This window comes from Mesorhizobium sp. B2-3-5, from assembly GCF_006442395.1.
Taxonomy (GTDB): Bacteria; Pseudomonadota; Alphaproteobacteria; order Rhizobiales; family Rhizobiaceae; genus Mesorhizobium.
This window is the reverse complement of sequence record NZ_VFVX01000001.1, coordinates 305,184-321,577: the sequence shown is the minus strand read 5'-3', so window position 1 is coordinate 321,577 and position 16,394 is coordinate 305,184. Positions and strand designations below refer to the sequence as shown.

General features: G+C 62.9%; 18 protein-coding genes. 12 read left to right on the top strand and 6 right to left on the bottom strand.

Annotation, left to right across the window (positions count from 1 at the left end; translation table 11 throughout):
- Nucleotides 1-9: 9 nt before the first annotated feature.
- Nucleotides 10-981: a glycosyl transferase family 90 gene (locus FJ958_RS01605; RefSeq protein ID WP_140738532.1), complete on the bottom strand. Its 972-nt coding sequence runs from the start codon at nt 979-981 to the stop codon at nt 10-12.
- Between the two features lie 195 nt (nt 982-1,176).
- Here FJ958_RS01605 and FJ958_RS01600 point away from each other — a divergent pair, with 195 nt between their 5' ends.
- A complete protein-coding gene (locus FJ958_RS01600; RefSeq protein WP_140692699.1) occupies nt 1,177-1,323 on the top strand; it encodes a hypothetical protein in 147 nt (48 codons plus the stop codon).
- Nucleotides 1,324-1,374: 51 nt separating this feature from the next.
- On the opposite strand, the gene FJ958_RS01595 is transcribed toward FJ958_RS01600, so the two are convergent.
- Both FJ958_RS01595 and FJ958_RS01590 read right to left on the bottom strand, forming a co-directional pair.
- Nucleotides 1,375-1,635: a DUF982 domain-containing protein gene (locus FJ958_RS01595; protein ID WP_140610007.1), complete on the bottom strand. Its 261-nt coding sequence runs from the start codon at nt 1,633-1,635 to the stop codon at nt 1,375-1,377.
- A 102-nt stretch (nt 1,636-1,737) separates the two neighbouring features.
- Nucleotides 1,738-2,403, bottom strand: coding sequence for a GntR family transcriptional regulator (locus tag FJ958_RS01590; protein WP_140738529.1), 666 nt, complete (start codon nt 2,401-2,403; stop codon nt 1,738-1,740).
- A 119-nt stretch (nt 2,404-2,522) separates the two neighbouring features.
- Here FJ958_RS01590 and FJ958_RS01585 point away from each other — a divergent pair, with 119 nt between their 5' ends.
- Both FJ958_RS01585 and FJ958_RS01580 read left to right on the top strand, forming a co-directional pair.
- Complete coding sequence (locus FJ958_RS01585) at nt 2,523-3,776, top strand: multidrug efflux MFS transporter (protein ID WP_140738526.1); 1,254 nt, start codon at nt 2,523-2,525, stop codon at nt 3,774-3,776.
- Nucleotides 3,777-3,811: 35 nt separating this feature from the next.
- Entirely contained in the window at nt 3,812-4,177 is a 366-nt protein-coding gene (locus FJ958_RS01580; protein WP_140738523.1) for a DUF423 domain-containing protein, read from the top strand.
- A gap of 14 nt (nt 4,178-4,191) precedes the next feature.
- On the opposite strand, the gene FJ958_RS31470 is transcribed toward FJ958_RS01580, so the two are convergent.
- Entirely contained in the window at nt 4,192-4,341 is a 150-nt protein-coding gene (locus tag FJ958_RS31470; protein ID WP_181176252.1) for a hypothetical protein, read from the bottom strand.
- Nucleotides 4,342-4,706: 365 nt separating this feature from the next.
- On the opposite strand from FJ958_RS31470, the gene FJ958_RS01575 reads away from it, so the two are divergent.
- Nucleotides 4,707-5,783 carry a substrate-binding domain-containing protein gene (locus FJ958_RS01575; RefSeq protein WP_140738520.1) on the top strand — a complete coding sequence of 359 codons (1,077 nt, stop codon included), beginning with the start codon at nt 4,707-4,709 and terminating at the stop codon, nt 5,781-5,783.
- An 11-nt stretch (nt 5,784-5,794) separates the two neighbouring features.
- Here the strand turns inward: FJ958_RS01575 and FJ958_RS01570 are convergent, their stop codons facing one another.
- A complete protein-coding gene (locus FJ958_RS01570; RefSeq protein WP_140738517.1) occupies nt 5,795-6,973 on the bottom strand; it encodes an OpgC family protein in 1,179 nt (392 codons plus the stop codon).
- 201 nt (nt 6,974-7,174) lie between these two features.
- On the opposite strand from FJ958_RS01570, the gene FJ958_RS01565 reads away from it, so the two are divergent.
- From FJ958_RS01565 to FJ958_RS01545, 5 genes are all read left to right on the top strand, one after another.
- Nucleotides 7,175-7,843: an alpha/beta hydrolase gene (locus FJ958_RS01565; RefSeq protein WP_140738514.1), complete on the top strand. Its 669-nt coding sequence runs from the start codon at nt 7,175-7,177 to the stop codon at nt 7,841-7,843.
- Between the two features lie 124 nt (nt 7,844-7,967).
- A complete protein-coding gene (locus tag FJ958_RS01560; protein WP_140738511.1) occupies nt 7,968-9,047 on the top strand; it encodes a toxic anion resistance protein in 1,080 nt (359 codons plus the stop codon).
- 11 nt (nt 9,048-9,058) lie between these two features.
- The gene (locus tag FJ958_RS01555; protein WP_140738508.1) at nt 9,059-10,630 is read left to right on the top strand and encodes a substrate-binding domain-containing protein; all 1,572 of its coding nucleotides are present in this window, start codon (nt 9,059-9,061) and stop codon (nt 10,628-10,630) included.
- Nucleotides 10,631-10,638: 8 nt separating this feature from the next.
- Nucleotides 10,639-11,256, top strand: a complete 618-nt coding sequence (locus FJ958_RS01550; RefSeq protein WP_140738506.1) for a 5-bromo-4-chloroindolyl phosphate hydrolysis family protein — start codon at nt 10,639-10,641, stop codon at nt 11,254-11,256.
- On the top strand, nt 11,256-12,362 hold the full coding sequence (locus tag FJ958_RS01545) for a substrate-binding domain-containing protein (RefSeq protein ID WP_140738503.1): 1,107 nt from the start codon (nt 11,256-11,258) through the stop codon (nt 12,360-12,362). The genes FJ958_RS01550 and FJ958_RS01545 overlap by 1 nt, the downstream gene beginning before the upstream one ends.
- Before the next feature lie 3 nt (nt 12,363-12,365).
- Here FJ958_RS01545 and sthA read toward each other — a convergent pair whose 3' ends face one another.
- The gene (sthA, locus tag FJ958_RS01540; protein ID WP_140738500.1) at nt 12,366-13,751 is read right to left on the bottom strand and encodes a Si-specific NAD(P)(+) transhydrogenase; all 1,386 of its coding nucleotides are present in this window, start codon (nt 13,749-13,751) and stop codon (nt 12,366-12,368) included.
- A gap of 217 nt (nt 13,752-13,968) precedes the next feature.
- Between sthA and FJ958_RS01535 the strand changes: the two genes are divergently transcribed.
- The 3 genes from FJ958_RS01535 to FJ958_RS01525 all read left to right on the top strand — a co-directional run bounded on the left by FJ958_RS01535 (nt 13,969) and on the right by FJ958_RS01525 (nt 16,368).
- A complete protein-coding gene (locus FJ958_RS01535) occupies nt 13,969-14,439 on the top strand; it encodes an RDD family protein (RefSeq protein WP_140738497.1) in 471 nt (156 codons plus the stop codon).
- A gap of 139 nt (nt 14,440-14,578) precedes the next feature.
- The gene (locus FJ958_RS01530) at nt 14,579-15,343 is read left to right on the top strand and encodes an arginyltransferase (protein WP_140738494.1); all 765 of its coding nucleotides are present in this window, start codon (nt 14,579-14,581) and stop codon (nt 15,341-15,343) included.
- Between the two features lie 128 nt (nt 15,344-15,471).
- Entirely contained in the window at nt 15,472-16,368 is an 897-nt protein-coding gene (locus FJ958_RS01525; RefSeq protein WP_140738491.1) for a DMT family transporter, read from the top strand.
- The last annotated feature ends 26 nt before the right edge of the window (nt 16,369-16,394 follow it).

Genomic DNA, 16,394 nt, shown 5'->3' with positions numbered 1-16,394 from the left:
CGCCGGTAACTAGCCCACTATGTAACGCCAGATCTCGGCATCGGGCTTGATCTGGCCGCTGAGCACGAAATATTTGTAGAGCACCAGCAGCGAGACCGCCTGCTCCGTCTGTTCGTTGTCGAATATCCGGCAATAAGCGTTGGCGGCCGCGATGATGCGCTCGGCCTTCGCCGGGTGCCGTTCGAAATAGGCCACATGTTCGGCCAGGTTCGAGAAATCCGCTTCAAGCGGTACATAATGGACATTGGGCTCGAGCAGCCGCTCCGCGAACCACGTCTCATAGGTCGGCGGCGGCATCAGGCAGAGCGACTTCGAATTCATGATCCATTTAAGATTGGTCGCCACGTCATTGCCTTCGAGCGAGACGATGTAGCGATAGCGCTGATGCTGGCTGATGCTGAGAAAGGGCTTGGCGTATTCGGCTGGCGCGTTCGGCTTGTGCGAGCCGGCATCGCAAAACGGCAGGTCACGCACAGCCTTCAGGAATCTTGTCCTGATCGGATTGTTGAGATCACCGCGCCAGACCACCGCAGGCAGCTTGTCGGTGAACGAAATGGCGTCGGCCGGCATCTGGAAGTGACGAAACTTGTCGAGCTTCATGATGACCGCGTTCTTGTCGTCATCACGGATCGGCCGGTCCTTCACGATCGACGGCACCTTCGGCACATTCCTGACGTCGCCGAACTCCAGGTCGATGAGCAATCCGGGATCGAAGTAGCGGGCAAATTCCTTCAGGTCGTAATAGTACATGGTCGGCGTGAAGGGCAGCTTGCCGACGCGCACGGCATTCGCGCTTGGCGTGAAACCATCCTGCAGCTGATTGTAGTAGTTCAACCGCCGGCGCGCCGCCTCATCGGAAAGCCTCGCCTTTTCCAGGCGAATGCCCAGCCTGCGTCGGAACAATGCTTGCGGAACGGCATCGCGCGCAACGTTTCGCGCATAATAGAAGACCTTTGCCGACGTCCGCGCAATTGTGGCCATGGTTCACTTGATCAAACGGGCAGCTCTCAAGACGCTGGCGCCCTGGCGTTTCCTACATCATTGTGGCGCCCGTCTGGCAAGGCCCCGGCATATCTTCGACGTCAGCACCCACGCACTGTCGTTTCAGCTGTTGTGTTTGACGGCTAATGCTCCTAGGCAGGTTCAGAGCCGCAAGGCAGGTCAAAGGGAGCCGATATGGCGCGAGCACCGAACTACGATCAGGAACGCAAGGAACGCGACCGGCAGAAGGCGGCCAAAAAGGCCGAGAAGCTGGCGGCCAAGGTTGCCGCGCGGGAGCGGTCGAAGCCCGAGGCCAAGGTCGAAGCCGAAACAGGGGAATGACGGCAACAGGCCCGCGGTTGCCGGCTCCGTCTTAACGCATGTCGCGCTGCGTCAGGCGGGCGCCTTGTCGCTGATGAATACATCCACTTCACGCGCCGCGGCGATGAAGGCGCGCCGGGCATTCATGGCCGGCTTGTCGCCGGCCAGCGCGTCGTGGCAGGCCTGAAGTGCCGCGCGATGCTTGGGACTGCGCTTGCCGGGCCAGCTGTTGAGGAGGTAATCGGAAGCCTCCCTCGCCGAGCGCAAGAGCTGAGTGCTTCCTGCCGTGACGGACTTGACGGTCACGGGCGTTTCAAATCGGTTGTTTTCCATCGCCGCTCTTACGCCATCGGCGCCCACGAAGCGAGGCCGAAAGTGCGCTCCGCGTCCGGACACCGCTTTTTGCCCGGCGAATGCCCTGCCCGTCCAAGGCCGCTAAGCGGCGACGACTGCAAATCCCCTGGCGCGAAGACCCCGCCGATCATTGGCAAGCGACGTCACCAGCCGGTCGCGGCTGCCGATGATGTGGGCTGAAAGCCGGCGCGCGGCTTCATCAGCCTCGCCAAGCCGTGTTGCCGCCAGAATGGCGCGATGTTCGGCCCAGGCGCGGCCAAGGGCTGCTTCGTCGCGCACCTCCAGCCAGCGAGCACGCGACAGGCGCGTCATGGCATCGCGCACCGCCCTGAACAGGAATTCGTTGCCCGACAGCCGCGCCAGCTCGATGTGAAAATCCATGCCGACACGGTGCCATTCCTCGCGCGGAGTGTTTTCGTCGCAGGAATCGAGCATCGCCTCGATGACGTCGAGAGCGCTCCTTTCGTCGTGCGCGCATGTCAGCCTCAGGGCCGCGACCTCGACCGCTTCGCGATAGACCGCGATCTGCTCAAGCTCGGCCAGGTTGATGGGCGAGACCGTCCAGCCGCGCCCGTCCCTGCCAACAAGGCCCTCGGTTTCCAGCCGCAGCAGTGCTGCCCTAACCGGTGTGCGCGAGGCGCCGAAGCGGCCTTCGATCCATCGCTCGGTCAATTTCTCGCCGGGACCGATCTCGAGCCCCAGGATCATTTCGCGCAACCGTCGTTCGACATTCTGCATTTGCGACATCGCGCTGCCCTTTTTCTGAAGCCCGCATTGACAGCGGCCGGGTCGGAGTTCATGACGGATACCGATTTGGTATCCCAAAGTGGTATCCGTAACAAGTGCTGATATCGAGCAGGCAGGACATGACACAGGAAGACGCTCAACAAAGCGGCCACAACATCCATTGGCGGCGCAACCTCGCCGTCTGTTTTGCGGGCTCGTTCAGCACGCTCATCGCCATGACGCTGCTGTTGCCCTTCCTGCCGCTTTACGTCGAACAGCTCGGCGCACAGGGCCATGCGGCGATCGTGCAGTGGTCCGGCATCGCCTATGGCGCCACCTTTTTCGCCGCCGCCCTTGTCGCGCCGTTGTGGGGCCGGCTGGGCGACCGCTATGGCCGCAAGGTGATGCTGGTGCGCGCCAGCTTCGGCATGGCGATCTGCATGTCGCTGACGGGCATGGTCGAGACGGTCTGGCAATTGGTGTTGCTGCGCCTGCTGATCGGCTTTGCCGGCGGCTATTCCTCCGGTTCGACCATTCTGGTGGCCATGCAGACACCCAAGGACCGCTCCGGCTGGGCGCTGGGGGTCCTGTCGGCCGGGATCACGGCCGGCTCGCTGGTCGGCCCCTTGCTCGGCGGCGCGCTGCCGCCGGTGATCGGCATTCGCGCCACCTTCCTGTTGTCCGGCGCCGTTATCTTCCTTGCCTTCCTGGCGACGACCTTCCTGATCAAGGAGAACCCGCGCCCGAAGCCCGCCAAGTCGGCGTCAGGCACAAAGCCGAAAAGCGGCTGGTCGCAGATCCCGGACAAACGCCCGGTGGTGGCCATGCTGGCGACCGGCATGCTGCTTGCCTTCGCCAACATGTCGATCGAGCCTATCATCACCGTCTATGTCCAGCAGCTCATCGAGGATCAGAGCCGCGTGACGATGGTCGCCGGCGTGGTGATGTCGGCGGCGGCCCTTGGGACGATCCTGTCGGCATCGTGGCTTGGCAAGCTTGCCGACCGTGTCGGCCACTGGAATGTCGTCGTAGGAGCGTTGGCCGTCTCGGCCCTGCTGCTCATTCCGCAGGCCTTCGTCACCAATGGCTGGCAACTGATCGGCCTGCGTTTCTTGATGGGCCTGGCGCTCGGCGGCCTACTGCCCTGCATCACCAGCGTCATTCGCCACAACATTCCCGACGGCGTTGGCGGCAACGTGCTTGGGCTGGCGATTTCGGCGCAATATGTCGGCCAGGTCGCGGGGCCGCTGTCCGGCGGCTTCGTGGGCGGTCACTTCGGCATGCGGGCTGTATTTGTCGGCACATCGGTGTTGATGGCCGGCGGTGCCATCTACAACTGGATTGTCCAGTCGCGACGGACACGGCATATGGTGCTGGTACCGGGCGCGCCCTAAGGCGGGCCTGGCCCGCCGCAAGAAGGAGCCCCGACATGACCCTCGCCGATCCGAACGGCAGCCGTATGCTTGTGTTTGCCGGCGGTCTCGTCGGCGCGGCCGGCGTGGCGCTGTCGGCAACGGCCGCGCACCGCGGCGGCGCCTTCACCGGCACAGCCGCGTCATTCCTTTTGATGCACGCGCCGGTGTTCCTGGCCGTCGGCCTCGTCGGCGCGAATCGCTTTCTGCGGATCGCCAGCTTCGCCCTGCTTGCCGGGCTCCTGCTTTTCGCGGGCGATCTCCTCGCCCGCGATTTTCTCGGATCGAGACTGTTTCCGATGTCGGCGCCGATCGGCGGCACCCTGCTCATCGCAGGCTGGCTGGGGATAGCAATTTCTGCCCTGACGCGTCCACGTCCTTAGGGACCAGGAAAGGCTCAGCTCCGGCGACGTTCGGGGCGGACCGCCACCTCGCGACTGCGCGTTGCGGGCTTTGTCCGGCGTTGCGCCTCCGGCCGTTCCGCGGCCGGCGCGATACCCCAGTAGTTGCGGTAGATGTCCTCGAACAGATGCTGGATGGGATGCATAGCTTTTCTCCCTTTGAATTGAATCGATCCAATCAATAGGCACAAAAAGTTGCGCAGATCAGCTCGGCTTGCGCTCCACCAGGAAGCGAAGGTCGCGAATCCATGGACCCGTTCTACCCTGGCGCCTGGAATTGTTGGCGCTCGATCCGATGCTCCAATCGTTGCGATAGATGTCTTCGAACAGGCAGCTGACGAAGGCATGACGCTCCTCTCAAGGCCATCAAACAGAAACGAATCCGCCTTGGTTGGATCGATTCAAACATAAACTTGCGATCGTTGCCGGTCAAGGGAAATTTGAATCGATCCAACGAAAGTACTGGCTGCAAATCCGGAACGTGCTAAATGCATGTCAGGAGGCACGCACAATGGCGTCACTCACCGCAGGCAACCGAAGACCCGTCCGGCTGGCCGACATCGCCAAAGCGGCCGGCGTTTCGCACGGCACCGCATCCAATGTTTTCAGCCGCCCCGAGATCGTGCGCGAAGAAGTCCGCGAACGGGTTCGGGCAGCAGCCGAAGCGATGGGCTATGGCGGGCCTGATCCAAAGGGTCGGCTGCTGCGGGCCGGCAAGGTAAACGCCATTGGCGTGGCCACCGCCGAGCCCCTCTCCTATTTCTTCGACGATCCCTTTGCGCGCGTCATGATGGCGGGCATCTCGCAGGCCTGCGATGCGACCGGAGCCGGCATCTCCCTGGTCTCGGCCGCCAACAACGAACAGCTTGCCTGGAACATCCAGAGCGCCCTGGTCGACGGTTTCATCGTCTTCTGCATCGAAGGCGGTTCGCGCCTGGTGGAATTGGCACGTGAGCGCAAACTGCCCTTTGTGGCGCTTGATCTGGACTCCGAGGATGGGTCGGTCGCGGCGATCGGTGTCGACAACATCGCGGGCGCCGGCATGGCGGCGCGCCATCTCACGGATCTCGGCCATCGCCGCTTTGCCGTCCTGGCGCTGCCCTTCGTCGATGACAGGACAGGACTTGTTTCGCCCGAACAGGTTCGTGCCGCAACCTATGCCGGGACGCGCGACCGGCTCACCGGCTATCTCCGGGAGCTTTCCCGCGTTGGCGTCGACGCGTCCAAAGTGCCCGTCTATGAAACCGCCAACGATGCGGTGAGCACGAAGGCGGGGCTCGAAACCATCTTCGCTTCCGACCAGCCGCCGACGGCCATCCTGGCGATGTCGGACAGGATAGGATTGGTGACGCTCGAATGGCTGAGCGCGCGCGGGCTCAACGTGCCCGGCGATGTTTCCGTCGTCGGATTCGATGGTGTTCCGGAAGCATCTGTATCCGAGCCGCCATTAACCACGATCGCCCAGCCGATTGCCGAGATGGGCCGCCTTGCCGTCAGGGCGATCCTGGAGAGCGACGGGCCGGTCAGCCGGCAGCAACTGCCGGTCGAACTGATCGTGCGGGGGTCGTCGGCTCCGCCGCGCGGCTGAACCGCATTCCCTCAGCGATTGGCCCGTGCCACGGCGGAGATACCGAAGGACGCACGCACAGGCGCGATATCCTTTTGCGTCATGCGGACCTTGCCGGAGCCGCCGATGGTCGACAGCCATTCAAGATAAAAGGCGAGTGCGAACTGCATGGCGATGCCGGCTGAAAGCAACAGGCTGTCATAGGCAAGCCCGCCCGGATTGACCAGTTTCATCACCTGCGCGACCATGGCGATCACCGTGCCGGCGATGAAGACCGGCAGCGAGCGTTTGCCCAATATCGCCAACGGATGGTCGGGGCTGGTGCGGAACAGGCTGGAGAGCGCCGGCAAGACGACGATCAGATAGCTGACCGCCAGTATGTGCAGCAGTCGCGGCAGCGACAGGAACGTCTTGTCGAAGCCGCCGATCACCACCGGCAGGTTGAACCACGTTATCTGCCCCCAGAGCGGGCTGTGCACCCATGCCAGTGCCGCCAGCACATAGACGGCGGCGGCGCCAACCAGCCAGCGGTTGACCGGAATGACCCCGCCGCGCCTGACATGCAGCATGGCGGCCACGCCAATGTTGAACAGGAACTGCCAGGACAGAGGATTCAGGAACCAGAAGCCGGGCTCGGGATAGTTGGGCGGGGCGATCTGCCAGATGCCGGCGACGAGCCACAGCGCACCGGACACGGCAAGTGCCGCGGCGGGCCTGTAGCCGATGAACAGGACAAAGGCCGGTGCCATCAAAAGCAGCGCGGCATAGACCGGCAGGATGTTGTTGTAGCCGAGCTGGTGGCCAAGCGTGACGATGCCGACCAGCACTTCCGGCGTGTTCTTCATCAGCGGCTCGATATTGATCATCTTCAGCAGTTCGGGCCGCCTGGCAAGCACCGCCACGGCGCAGAACAGGGCCATCACCATCATCGTCGTGACGATGTGGGTGATATAGAGCACGCCAGCCCGCCGCCACATCTTCAATGTCGCGAGAAGCCGGCCGCCCGGTCGGAACTTCGTGCCATAGGCGAGCGCGACCGAGATGCCCGAAATCAGCACGAATCCCTCGGCCGCGTCCGAGAAGCCGAAATTCTTGTAGGTCAGGGTCTCGAAAGCCGTGCCTGGCACATGATCGATGAAAATGGTGAGCAGCGCCAGCGCGCGCAGTACATCGATACGCGTGTCGCGTTCGGGCGAAACAGGGGTGGTCATCGACAAAAGGCCTCAAAGCTGGTTGTTCATGTCCAGCAATGCGACCCCCGGCGCACCGCTCCGATTCCTCCCATCGGGAGTATATCGGCGCAGAAACGGGCTGGAATGCGCCTGGTTCAATCAACTTTCGCGGAGCATGAAAATATTGCGTTTTGAAGCCGGCAAATTGAGCGGGACGTCATATAATCAAGAGGATGCGGGATGACTGGCGACAGCGTCGAAACCAGCCCGCCGCGGATGGATCTGGCCTTTCCCTATCGTCTCCTGGGGGCTGGCGGGGAGAGCCGTGAATGCCTTTTCCTGCTGCATGGATCGGGCGTCGACGAGACCACCCTGGTGCCGCTGGCAAGACGGGTCGCGCCCGGCGCCGTTCTGGTCGCGGCACGTGGCCGTATCCCCCAGGAGGACGGTTTTCGCTGGTTCGAGCGGATAACCCCGACGCGTTTCGAACAGAAGAGTGTTCTTGGGGAAACGGCTGCCTTCGCGGCATTCGCAAGTCAGGCCGCCAAGCGCCACGGGCTCGACCTCGATCACGCGACCTTCCTCGGCTACTCGAATGGCGCCAACCTGATTTCCAGCCTGATGCTGCTCCATCCCGGCATCGTGCGCAGGGCGGCGCTGCTGAGGCCAATGCCCGTGCTCGACCAAACGCCGGCGACGGACCTGAAGGGAACCCGGGCACTGATCATCGCCGGGGCGGCCGACGAAACCTATGGACCCTTCGCGCCGGCGCTGGTGACACTGCTCAGCCGGCACGGTGGCGAGATCGAGGCCCGGATCATCCCATCGGGCCACGAAATCGGTGATCCGGATGCCGCGATCGTCAGGCAATGGCTGGCGGGGCCGGCCGCCGTGGCGCACGTAGGCTGAAAAAGTAACGCTATTTACCCCGGATTATCCGCTAAAATGGCCTGGGGCTTCCTTTCTCCACAGCGGCGACATATCTCTGTTACAGACTGTCTATCGAGATACTGTTCACTGAGGGGAGGTCTGCATGGCCGACAAGAACAGCATCACTCTGCTCGACGACACTTCGCAATTGCCTGTCATAGCCGCCAATCCGGCCGAGATAGCCAGGATTGAAACCAGTATCGACGTGCGTGATCGCGCCGCGATCTCGGTTTTCGGCGATCGCGCCCAGCAGGCCGTAAGCGAGTATGCCGACAAGATCCTTTCCCAGCTGCGCAACCGCGATCTGGGCGACACCGGCAACCTCCTGACCGACATCATCATGAAGGCCAAGAACCTCGATCCGGCCTCGCTGAAAGACCAGGGATTTCTCAGCAATCTGTTTTCGTCGTTCAAGGCGCGGCTGGAGCGCTTCAAGGAAAAATACGAGGACGTCGCCGGCCAGATCGACCGCATCGGTCTCGAACTCGATCGTCACAAGGACACGCTGCGGCGCGACATCGCGGTGCTCGACGACCTGCATGAGCAGACGAAGGACTCCATCCTCAAGCTCGACGCCTATGTGCAGGCCGGCAAGAAATTCGTCGACGACTACCGCGCCACTGAGCTGCCGAAACTAAAGGCGGCGGCGGATTCGACCGGGGGCGATGTCGGCGGCACACTTGAGGCGCAGACCTACCAGGACGCGGTACAAGCGCTGGATCGCCTTGAAAAACGTATCTTCTACCTGGTGCAGGCGCGCCAACTCGGCATCCAGCAATTGCCGCAGATCCGCATTGTCCAGTCAGGCGACGAGACGCTGATCGAGAACTTGCAGGCGACCTCGGCGCTGACAGTGCCGGCCTGGAAGCAGAAAATGGTCATCCTGCTCGGCCTGACCAACCAGAAATCGGCGCTTGAGCTGCAAAAGACGGTGACGGATGCCACCAATGAGATGATCCGCCAGACTTCCAAGATGATGAAGGATCAGGCGATCTCGATCGAGGAACAGGCGCAGCGCGGCATCGTCGACGTCGAAACTTTGGCGCAGGCCAATCGCGACCTCATCGACACGGTGCAGGGCGTACTGAAGGTCCAGCAGGAAGGCCGCCGGAAGCGGGCCGACGCTGAAAAGCAGATGGACCAGATGACGATCGATTTGAAGAAAGCGCTGACCCAGGCCTGATCGGAACCGCCATGCCGAAGACGCTGACGTCCGTTCTGCTCCTGGCCTGCGCCGTGTTTTTGGCGGCCTGCAATTCGAGCAATGTCAAATTCTCGATCGTCTCCGGTTCCGAAAACACGGTGCTCGAGCCGATCGTGCAGGAGTTCTGTGCCAAGCGGGGCGCGACCTGCACCATCTCTTATCAGGGGTCGCTCGATATCGGGCTCGGTCTGCAAAAGCCTGATGGCCTAGGGCAGGATGCGGTGTGGCCGGCATCGAGCGTCTGGGTCGATCTGTTCGATTCCGGCCGCAAGGTGCGCAACCTGACCTCGATCGCGCAGATGCCGGTCATTTTGGGCGTGCGCAAATCCAAGGCCGCCGAACTCGGTTGGGTCGGCAGGCAAGTGTTCATGAAGGACATCCTCGCCGCGGTGAAGAACGGCAAGCTGAAATTCCTGATGACCTCGGCCACGCAGTCGAATTCGGGCGCCAGCGCCTATCTCGCCATGCTGTCCAGCGCGCTTGGCGGCAAGCAGGTGATCGAGCCCGGCGATCTCGACAATCCGGCTGTGCACGACACGGTCGGCGCCCTGCTGCAAGGCGTCGAGAGGTCTTCCGGGTCGTCCGGCTGGCTCGCCGATCTCTATGTCGATTCCGCGCGTCAGGGCACGCTCTATGACGCGATGTGGAACTACGAAGCGACGCTCAAGGAGGCCAACGATAAGTTGAAGCAGATGGGCGACGAGCCGCTCTACGCGATCTATCCGGCCGACGGGGTCGCCGTCGGCGATTCGCCGCTCGGCTTCATCGACCATGGCCACGGCCCGGATGTCGAAAAATTCTTCACCGACCTGCTCGCCTATCTGCAATCGGAGGCGGTGCGCAAACGCATCGCCGACACCGGCCGGCGGCTTCCGCTTGGCGGCTCGGCTATCCAGGCCGCGGCCGAACCGGACTGGAATTTCGATCCGGGCAAGCTTGTGACCTCGATCCGCATGCCCGAACCGGCGGTGATCCGAAAGGCGCTCGATCTTTACCAGCAGGCCTTGCGCAAGCCATCGCTGACGGCGCTCTGTTTCGACTTCTCCGGCTCGATGGAGAACGAAGGCGAGAAGCAGCTCCAGGCGGCCGCACAGTTCCTGTTCACACCGGAGAAGGCGAGCGAAGTCCTGGCGCAGTGGACGCCCGCGGACCGCATCTTCGTGCTGCCCTTCGACGGCACGGTGCGCACCGTTTTCGAGGCGAGCGGCGATCCGGCTGGGCAGAGCCAGTTGCTCGGCGATGTCGCGGAGCAGCATGCCGGCGGCGGCACGGACATGTATGCCTGCGCCGAACAGGCGCTGCAGAAGATCACCGCAACCGCCGAGCTTGCGAAATACCTACCGGCCATCGTCATCATGACCGACGGCCGCACCGATGGCAGCGCCGACCGTTTCCTCGAGCAATGGCGTCAGGCGCCGGTGCGCGTACCAGTGTTCGGCATCACCTTCGGCGACGCCGACAAGAGCCAGCTCGACAGTCTCGCCAAGGCGACGTCGGCGCGCGTCTTCAATGGCGGCGGCGATCTGGCGGGCGCCTTCCGCGCCGCGCGCGGCTACAATTAAGGCTGGATATGCGCGGCTTGTTCGGCAATGACTGGAATTGGATCGTCGCGGGTCTGGCGTCCGCCGCGTTGCTGATCGGTCTGAGCGCCCTCACCCAGTTCCCGTTCCTTGTCTCGGCGGTGATTTCGGTGCTGGTCTTTGCCGGGCTGGTGTTCGTGCTGGCGCCGCGCCAGCTGTTCGAAGGGCTCGATCTGAGCACAATGAACGGCAGCCGCGTCGCGTTTGCCCGCGAACTTCTAGCGCAGGCGCAGCCGGCCGCCGACCGGCTTACGGCTGCGGCCGGCTCGATCGCCGACAAGGACATGAAAGCCAAGGTGAAGAACCTGTCCGACATTGCTGCCGACGTGATTTCCAAGGTCGAACAAAAACCGGAGACCGCGCCGTCGGTCCGGCGCTTCCTTACCTATTATGTGCCGCAAGCGGCGGAGGTGGCGGAGGGCTACGCGACCCTGGCGAACCGGCGGGCGCCAAGCCAGGCGCGGCTTGCCAATGTCGGTGCTGTCATCGCCAAGCTGCAGGATGCCTTCGTGCATTATGCCGATAGCCTTGCCGATAGCGAACTCGGCACGCTCGACGTTGACCTGCGACTCATTCAGGAATCGCTCAAAGAGGATATCGGTCGCTGATGGCCATTTCACGCCGCGCTTTCGGACTGGGACTGCTGGGTGCCGCCGCGGCCGGCACAGGCGGCTATCTGACGCTGAAAGACCGGCCGGAATTTCGCGGCTATCTCGGCAACCGGGCACATCTGTTCGGCTTCATCGGCGGCGAGAAGCAGGCCTTCCTCGCCGATCCGGATGTCGTCCATGCACTCGGCGGATACGGGCTGGAGCTCGACGCGCGCGTCGCCGGCTCGGTCGAGATGGTGCGCGAGCCGGCACTGTTGACGCAAAAGCCGCAATTCCTGTGGCCATCCTCATCGATCATGGTCGACCTGGCGCGCAAGAGCGGTGTGGCGATCCGTAACGACCAGGTCGTGCTCAATTCGCCGATCGTCGTCTACACCTGGGGACCGGTGGTCGAGGGGCTGAAGAAAAGCGGGCTGGTCACGGTCGCCGCCAAGGGCGACTACAACCAGCTCGACCTCAAGGCGCTGCTTGACGCTATCCTTGCCGGCAAAAACTGGTCGGATCTGGGCATCGCCGAGCTCTATGGCCGCACCCGGATCGTCTCCACCGATCCCAACCGTTCGAATTCGGGCTTCATGTTCGCCGGCCTGGTACTGAGCCTGATGAGCGGCGACGTGGCGACGCAGGAGCTGCTTGCCCAGCATGGCGACCAGGCCAAGGCAATCTTCCGCAGCATGGGGTTGAAATCCTCATCGTCGGGAAAACTGTTCGACCAGTACATTGCTGGCGGTCTTGGTGCCGAGCCGATGGCGGTGGGCTATGAGAACCAGCTGGTGGAATGGGCGCTTGCCGACCCGGCGCGCTGGCAGCGCGTGCAGGCTGGCGCCGGCGCCAAGCCTGAAATCCTCTACCCGCGTCCGACGGTCTATTCGGCGCACCCGCTGATCACCATAGACCCGACCGTCGACAGGTTGCTGGAAGCACTGACCAGTCCGAAGCTGCAGGAGCTCGCCTGGTCGAAGCACGGTTTCCGCGGGCCGCTCGGAACGGTCGCGGCCGGCAGCGACACCATTGCCGGCGTGCGGCCGGCGGAAATCGAGGCTGTGCTGCCCATGCCTTCGGCCGATGTGATGCTGGCGCTGCTGTCGCAGCTGGACGGATAGAGCCTACCGCCCCATCCTGTTCCAGGCATCCAGCCCTGCGATCTTGTAGGCCTCGGCCAGAGTCGGATAGTTGAAGGTGTTGTTGACGAAGAAGTCGACCGTGCCGCCGAGGTTGATCACCGCCTGGCCGATATGGATCAGCTCGGTAGCGCCCTCGCCGACGATATGCGCGCCGAGCAGGCGGCGCGTCTCGATCGAGAACAGGAGCTTCAGGAAGCCGGTGTCGACGCCCATGATGTGGCCGCGCGACGTCTCGCGGAAGCGCGCCACACCAACCTCGTAGGCGGCACCACTCTGGCGCACCTGCTCCTCGGAATGGCCGACCGTGGAGATCTCCGGCACCGCGTAGATCCCATAGGGAAAGGTTTCCGGCGGCGGTGGCAACGTCACGCCGAAAGCATGGCAGGCCGCCACCCTACCCTGCTCCATCGATGTCGAGGCAAGACTCGGAAAGCCGATGACATCGCCGGCGGCGTAGATGTTCGGCACGCTGGTCTGGAAAGTCTGCGGATCGACCTTGATGCGGCCCCTGGAGTCGGCCTCGATGCCGACCACGTCGAGACCCAGGCTGCCGACATTCCCGGTGCGGCCGGCGGCGTAGAGCACGACCTCCGAGCGAATGGTGCGGCCGTCGGCCAATTCCACCTCGGCGGCTTCGGGCCTGGAGCGGATTTCCTTCACCGCGCTGCCCAGCCGGATCGTCATGCCGCGATCACGCATCTGGTGGATGAAATCGTCGACGATCTCGCGGTCGACGAAATCGAGGATGGAGTTGCGCGGCTCGACCAGTGTCACCGGTACATCGAGCGCGGAAAAGATCGTGGCATATTCGACGCCGATGACGCCGGCGCCGATCACGGTCAGCGTGCGGGGGAGGCGGTGGAGCTCCAGCATCTCGTCGCTGTCGAAGACACGGGTCTTGTCGAAAGGCACGTCGCTCGGCCGGTGCGGCCGGGTGCCGACCGCTATCAGCGCATTGGCGAAACCGACTTCGCTGTAATCGCCATTGTCCGATGTCAGGCTGACCTTGTTGGGGCCGAGGAACTTCACCGCCGCACGCGCGCTCTTGACCGTGTTGCGCATGAACTGGTGCTGCAGCACCTCGACCTCGTGGTCGAGCGTCTTGTGCAGGCGCTCGATCAGGTCGCCGACCGAGATGTCCTGCTTGACCCGGTAGCCGCGCCCGTAAAAGCCGCGCTCGCGCCAGCCTGACAGGTTGAGGACCGTTTCGCGCAGCGTTTTCGAGGGGATCGTGCCGGTGTGCACGGAGACGCCGCCCAGACGCCGGCCGCGGTCGACCACCAGCACCGATTTGCCGAGCTTGGCCGCTTGCACCGCCGCGCGGCGGCCGGAAGGGCCGCTGCCGATGACCAGCATGTCGTAATCCATATCGCCCTGTCCCCTTGCCTCTTTCCCAGAGTGCTTTTGTTGCGCCGCAACAAGCTAATGCCATCCGCGCGCCAAATTCAACCGGTTCAGATTGTGCTCGCCGCGGTTCGAGCCTTGCGGCCCGGTGAAGTCCTGACCTTGATTCCGATACAGGACTTCACCATTTCATCATCGAGTGGCCCGCACCCTATGTCGGGCCTCGTTACGAGGAAATGACATGAACGCGCGCGTTCTCGACGGCGAAATCATCAATACCCGGCTCGACGATGTCAGGGCCTATGAAGGCGTGCGCACGAGGCGCATCCTGGCCTTCGTGCTCGACTACATCATCGTCGCATTGCTCACCATTCCCTTCGCCATACTGGTGTTCGTCCTCGGGCTCTTGACTCTCGGGCTTGGCTGGATGCTGTTCGGCATCCTGGTCCCGGCCGTCGCCATTCTCTACATCTGGAACACGCTGGGCAGCGCCGACCAGGCCACCACGGGCATGAAGATGATGGGCATTCGCCTCGACCGACTCGACGGCAGGCCGATCGATGGCCTCACCGCGGTCGTCCACTCAGTGCTGTTCTGGGCCGGCAACGTCATCCTGTCGCCGCTGGTCCTGCTGGTGACCTTGGTCGCTGATCGTAAGCGCACGCTACATGACCTTCTGCTCGGCACGGTGGTCAGCCGCACCGGCCGTTAAAGGCATTTTTCCGGAAGCGCTCCCGTCGCGTCAGCGCAAATGTGAAGGCGTCCGCTTGCCCGCGCCTTCACAATCCTGTTGAATTTTTCGCTTTCCGCGCCAAAGGTAGAGCGACTCGAAGGAGCATTTCCAAGTCTCGATGACGCAGCATCCGACCCAGTCGCCGCAGTTCTTCCTGACCGCGCCGTCGCCGTGCCCCTACCTCGACGGCCAGTTCGAGCGCAAGGTGTTCACGCATCTGGTCGGCGACAAAGCCTCCGAGATGAACGACCTCCTGACGCAAGGTGGCTTCAGGCGTTCGCAGAACATCGCCTACAGGCCGGCTTGCGAGACCTGCCGCGCCTGCGTTTCGGTGCGCATCCTCGCCCAGGAATTCGTTGCCAGCCGCAACATGAAGCGCGTGCTGCAGCACAATTCCGATCTCGTTGGCGCGATGCACGATGCCGAGCCCTCGACCGAACAATATTCGCTGTTCCGCAGTTATCTCGACGCCCGCCATCGCCGCGGCGGCATGTCCGACATGACGGTGCTCGACTATGCCATGATGGTCGAGGACACCCATGTCGACACCAAGGTGATCGAATACCGGCGGCGCGGGCCCGATACCTTCATCACCGGCAAGGGTCAGGGCGAACTCATCGCGGTGGCGCTCACCGACAAGATGGCCGACGGGCTGTCGATGGTCTATTCCTACTTCAATCCCGATTTCGAAAGCCGCTCGCTCGGCACGTTCATGATCCTCGACCACATCGCCCGCGCCAAGGCGATGGGCCTGCCCCATGTCTACCTCGGCTACTGGGTCAATGGCTCGCGCAAGATGAATTATAAGATGCGCTTCATGCCGCAGGAGCATCTCGGCCCAAAAGGCTGGGAACGCTACACCAACGAAGCGGTTTCACGCTGAGTTTTTCCACGATCCACGCTTAAACTGTTTCAACGCGGGCGATGCTGGTCTTTCAGCCGGTTGGCTGGAGAGAGTGCGCCATTGCACCGGCCAGCCGCCAGCCTGCATTTCATTGCGAAAGTTCCTGCATGTCCTCTCCCTACGATCACCAGAAAGGTCTTTTGATAACCGCCATCGGCGGGCTGACACTGACTGTCGACATACCATTGATCCGCCTCGCCGACGGTGGCGCATGGACGATCATGCTGCTGCGCACCGGCGCCACATTCGTCGCGGCCATGATCATCTGGTCGGTCTGGCGCTCCCTGAGCCGGAACGCCCCGCAGCTCATCCCCGGCTGGTCCGGACTTGCCGTCGCCATATGCTATGGGCTGACCAGCGTTACCTTCATCACTGCCGTGTACCACACATCAACCGCCGACCTAGTGTTCATCCTGGCCTTCAACACGGTCTTCGCGGCGCTGCTGTCGTGGATATTCCTCGGGGAAAGACCGCGGCTGGCTACGATCATTGCCATGGCTGTCATGATCCTCGGCGTGCTGGTCATCGTCGGCGACTCGATCGGCACCGGTCACCTCTTCGGCGATTTCATGGCGCTTTGCTCGGCTTTCTTCGTCGCGGTGGCCATCACCATCTCGCGCGCCAGCGGCAAGGACATGGGTTTCACCTCACTCGTCGGCGTCCTTCTGCCGCTTGGGCTGGCAGCCTTCATGGTCACCGGCGAAGGCTTTCATGTGAATGCGCCAGGGTGGATCATCTTCAACGGCGCCGTCATCATGCCGATCTCGTTCTTCTGCCTCGCCGCCGGCCCAAAATACATTTCAGGACCGGAAGTGGCGATGTTCTACCTGCTCGAAACCGTGCTGGCGCCCGTCTGGGTGTGGATGGTCTTTGCCGAGACGCCGACCCGCAACAGCCTGATCGGCGGCGGGATCCTGATCATCACGCTGGTCGCGCATTCTCTCTGGCAACTGCATGACGGCCGCAAGCGCCGCGTAGACTTCGCTGTGCACCATCCGGTGTAGGAGAACCGGGCCAGTATAAGGGTATC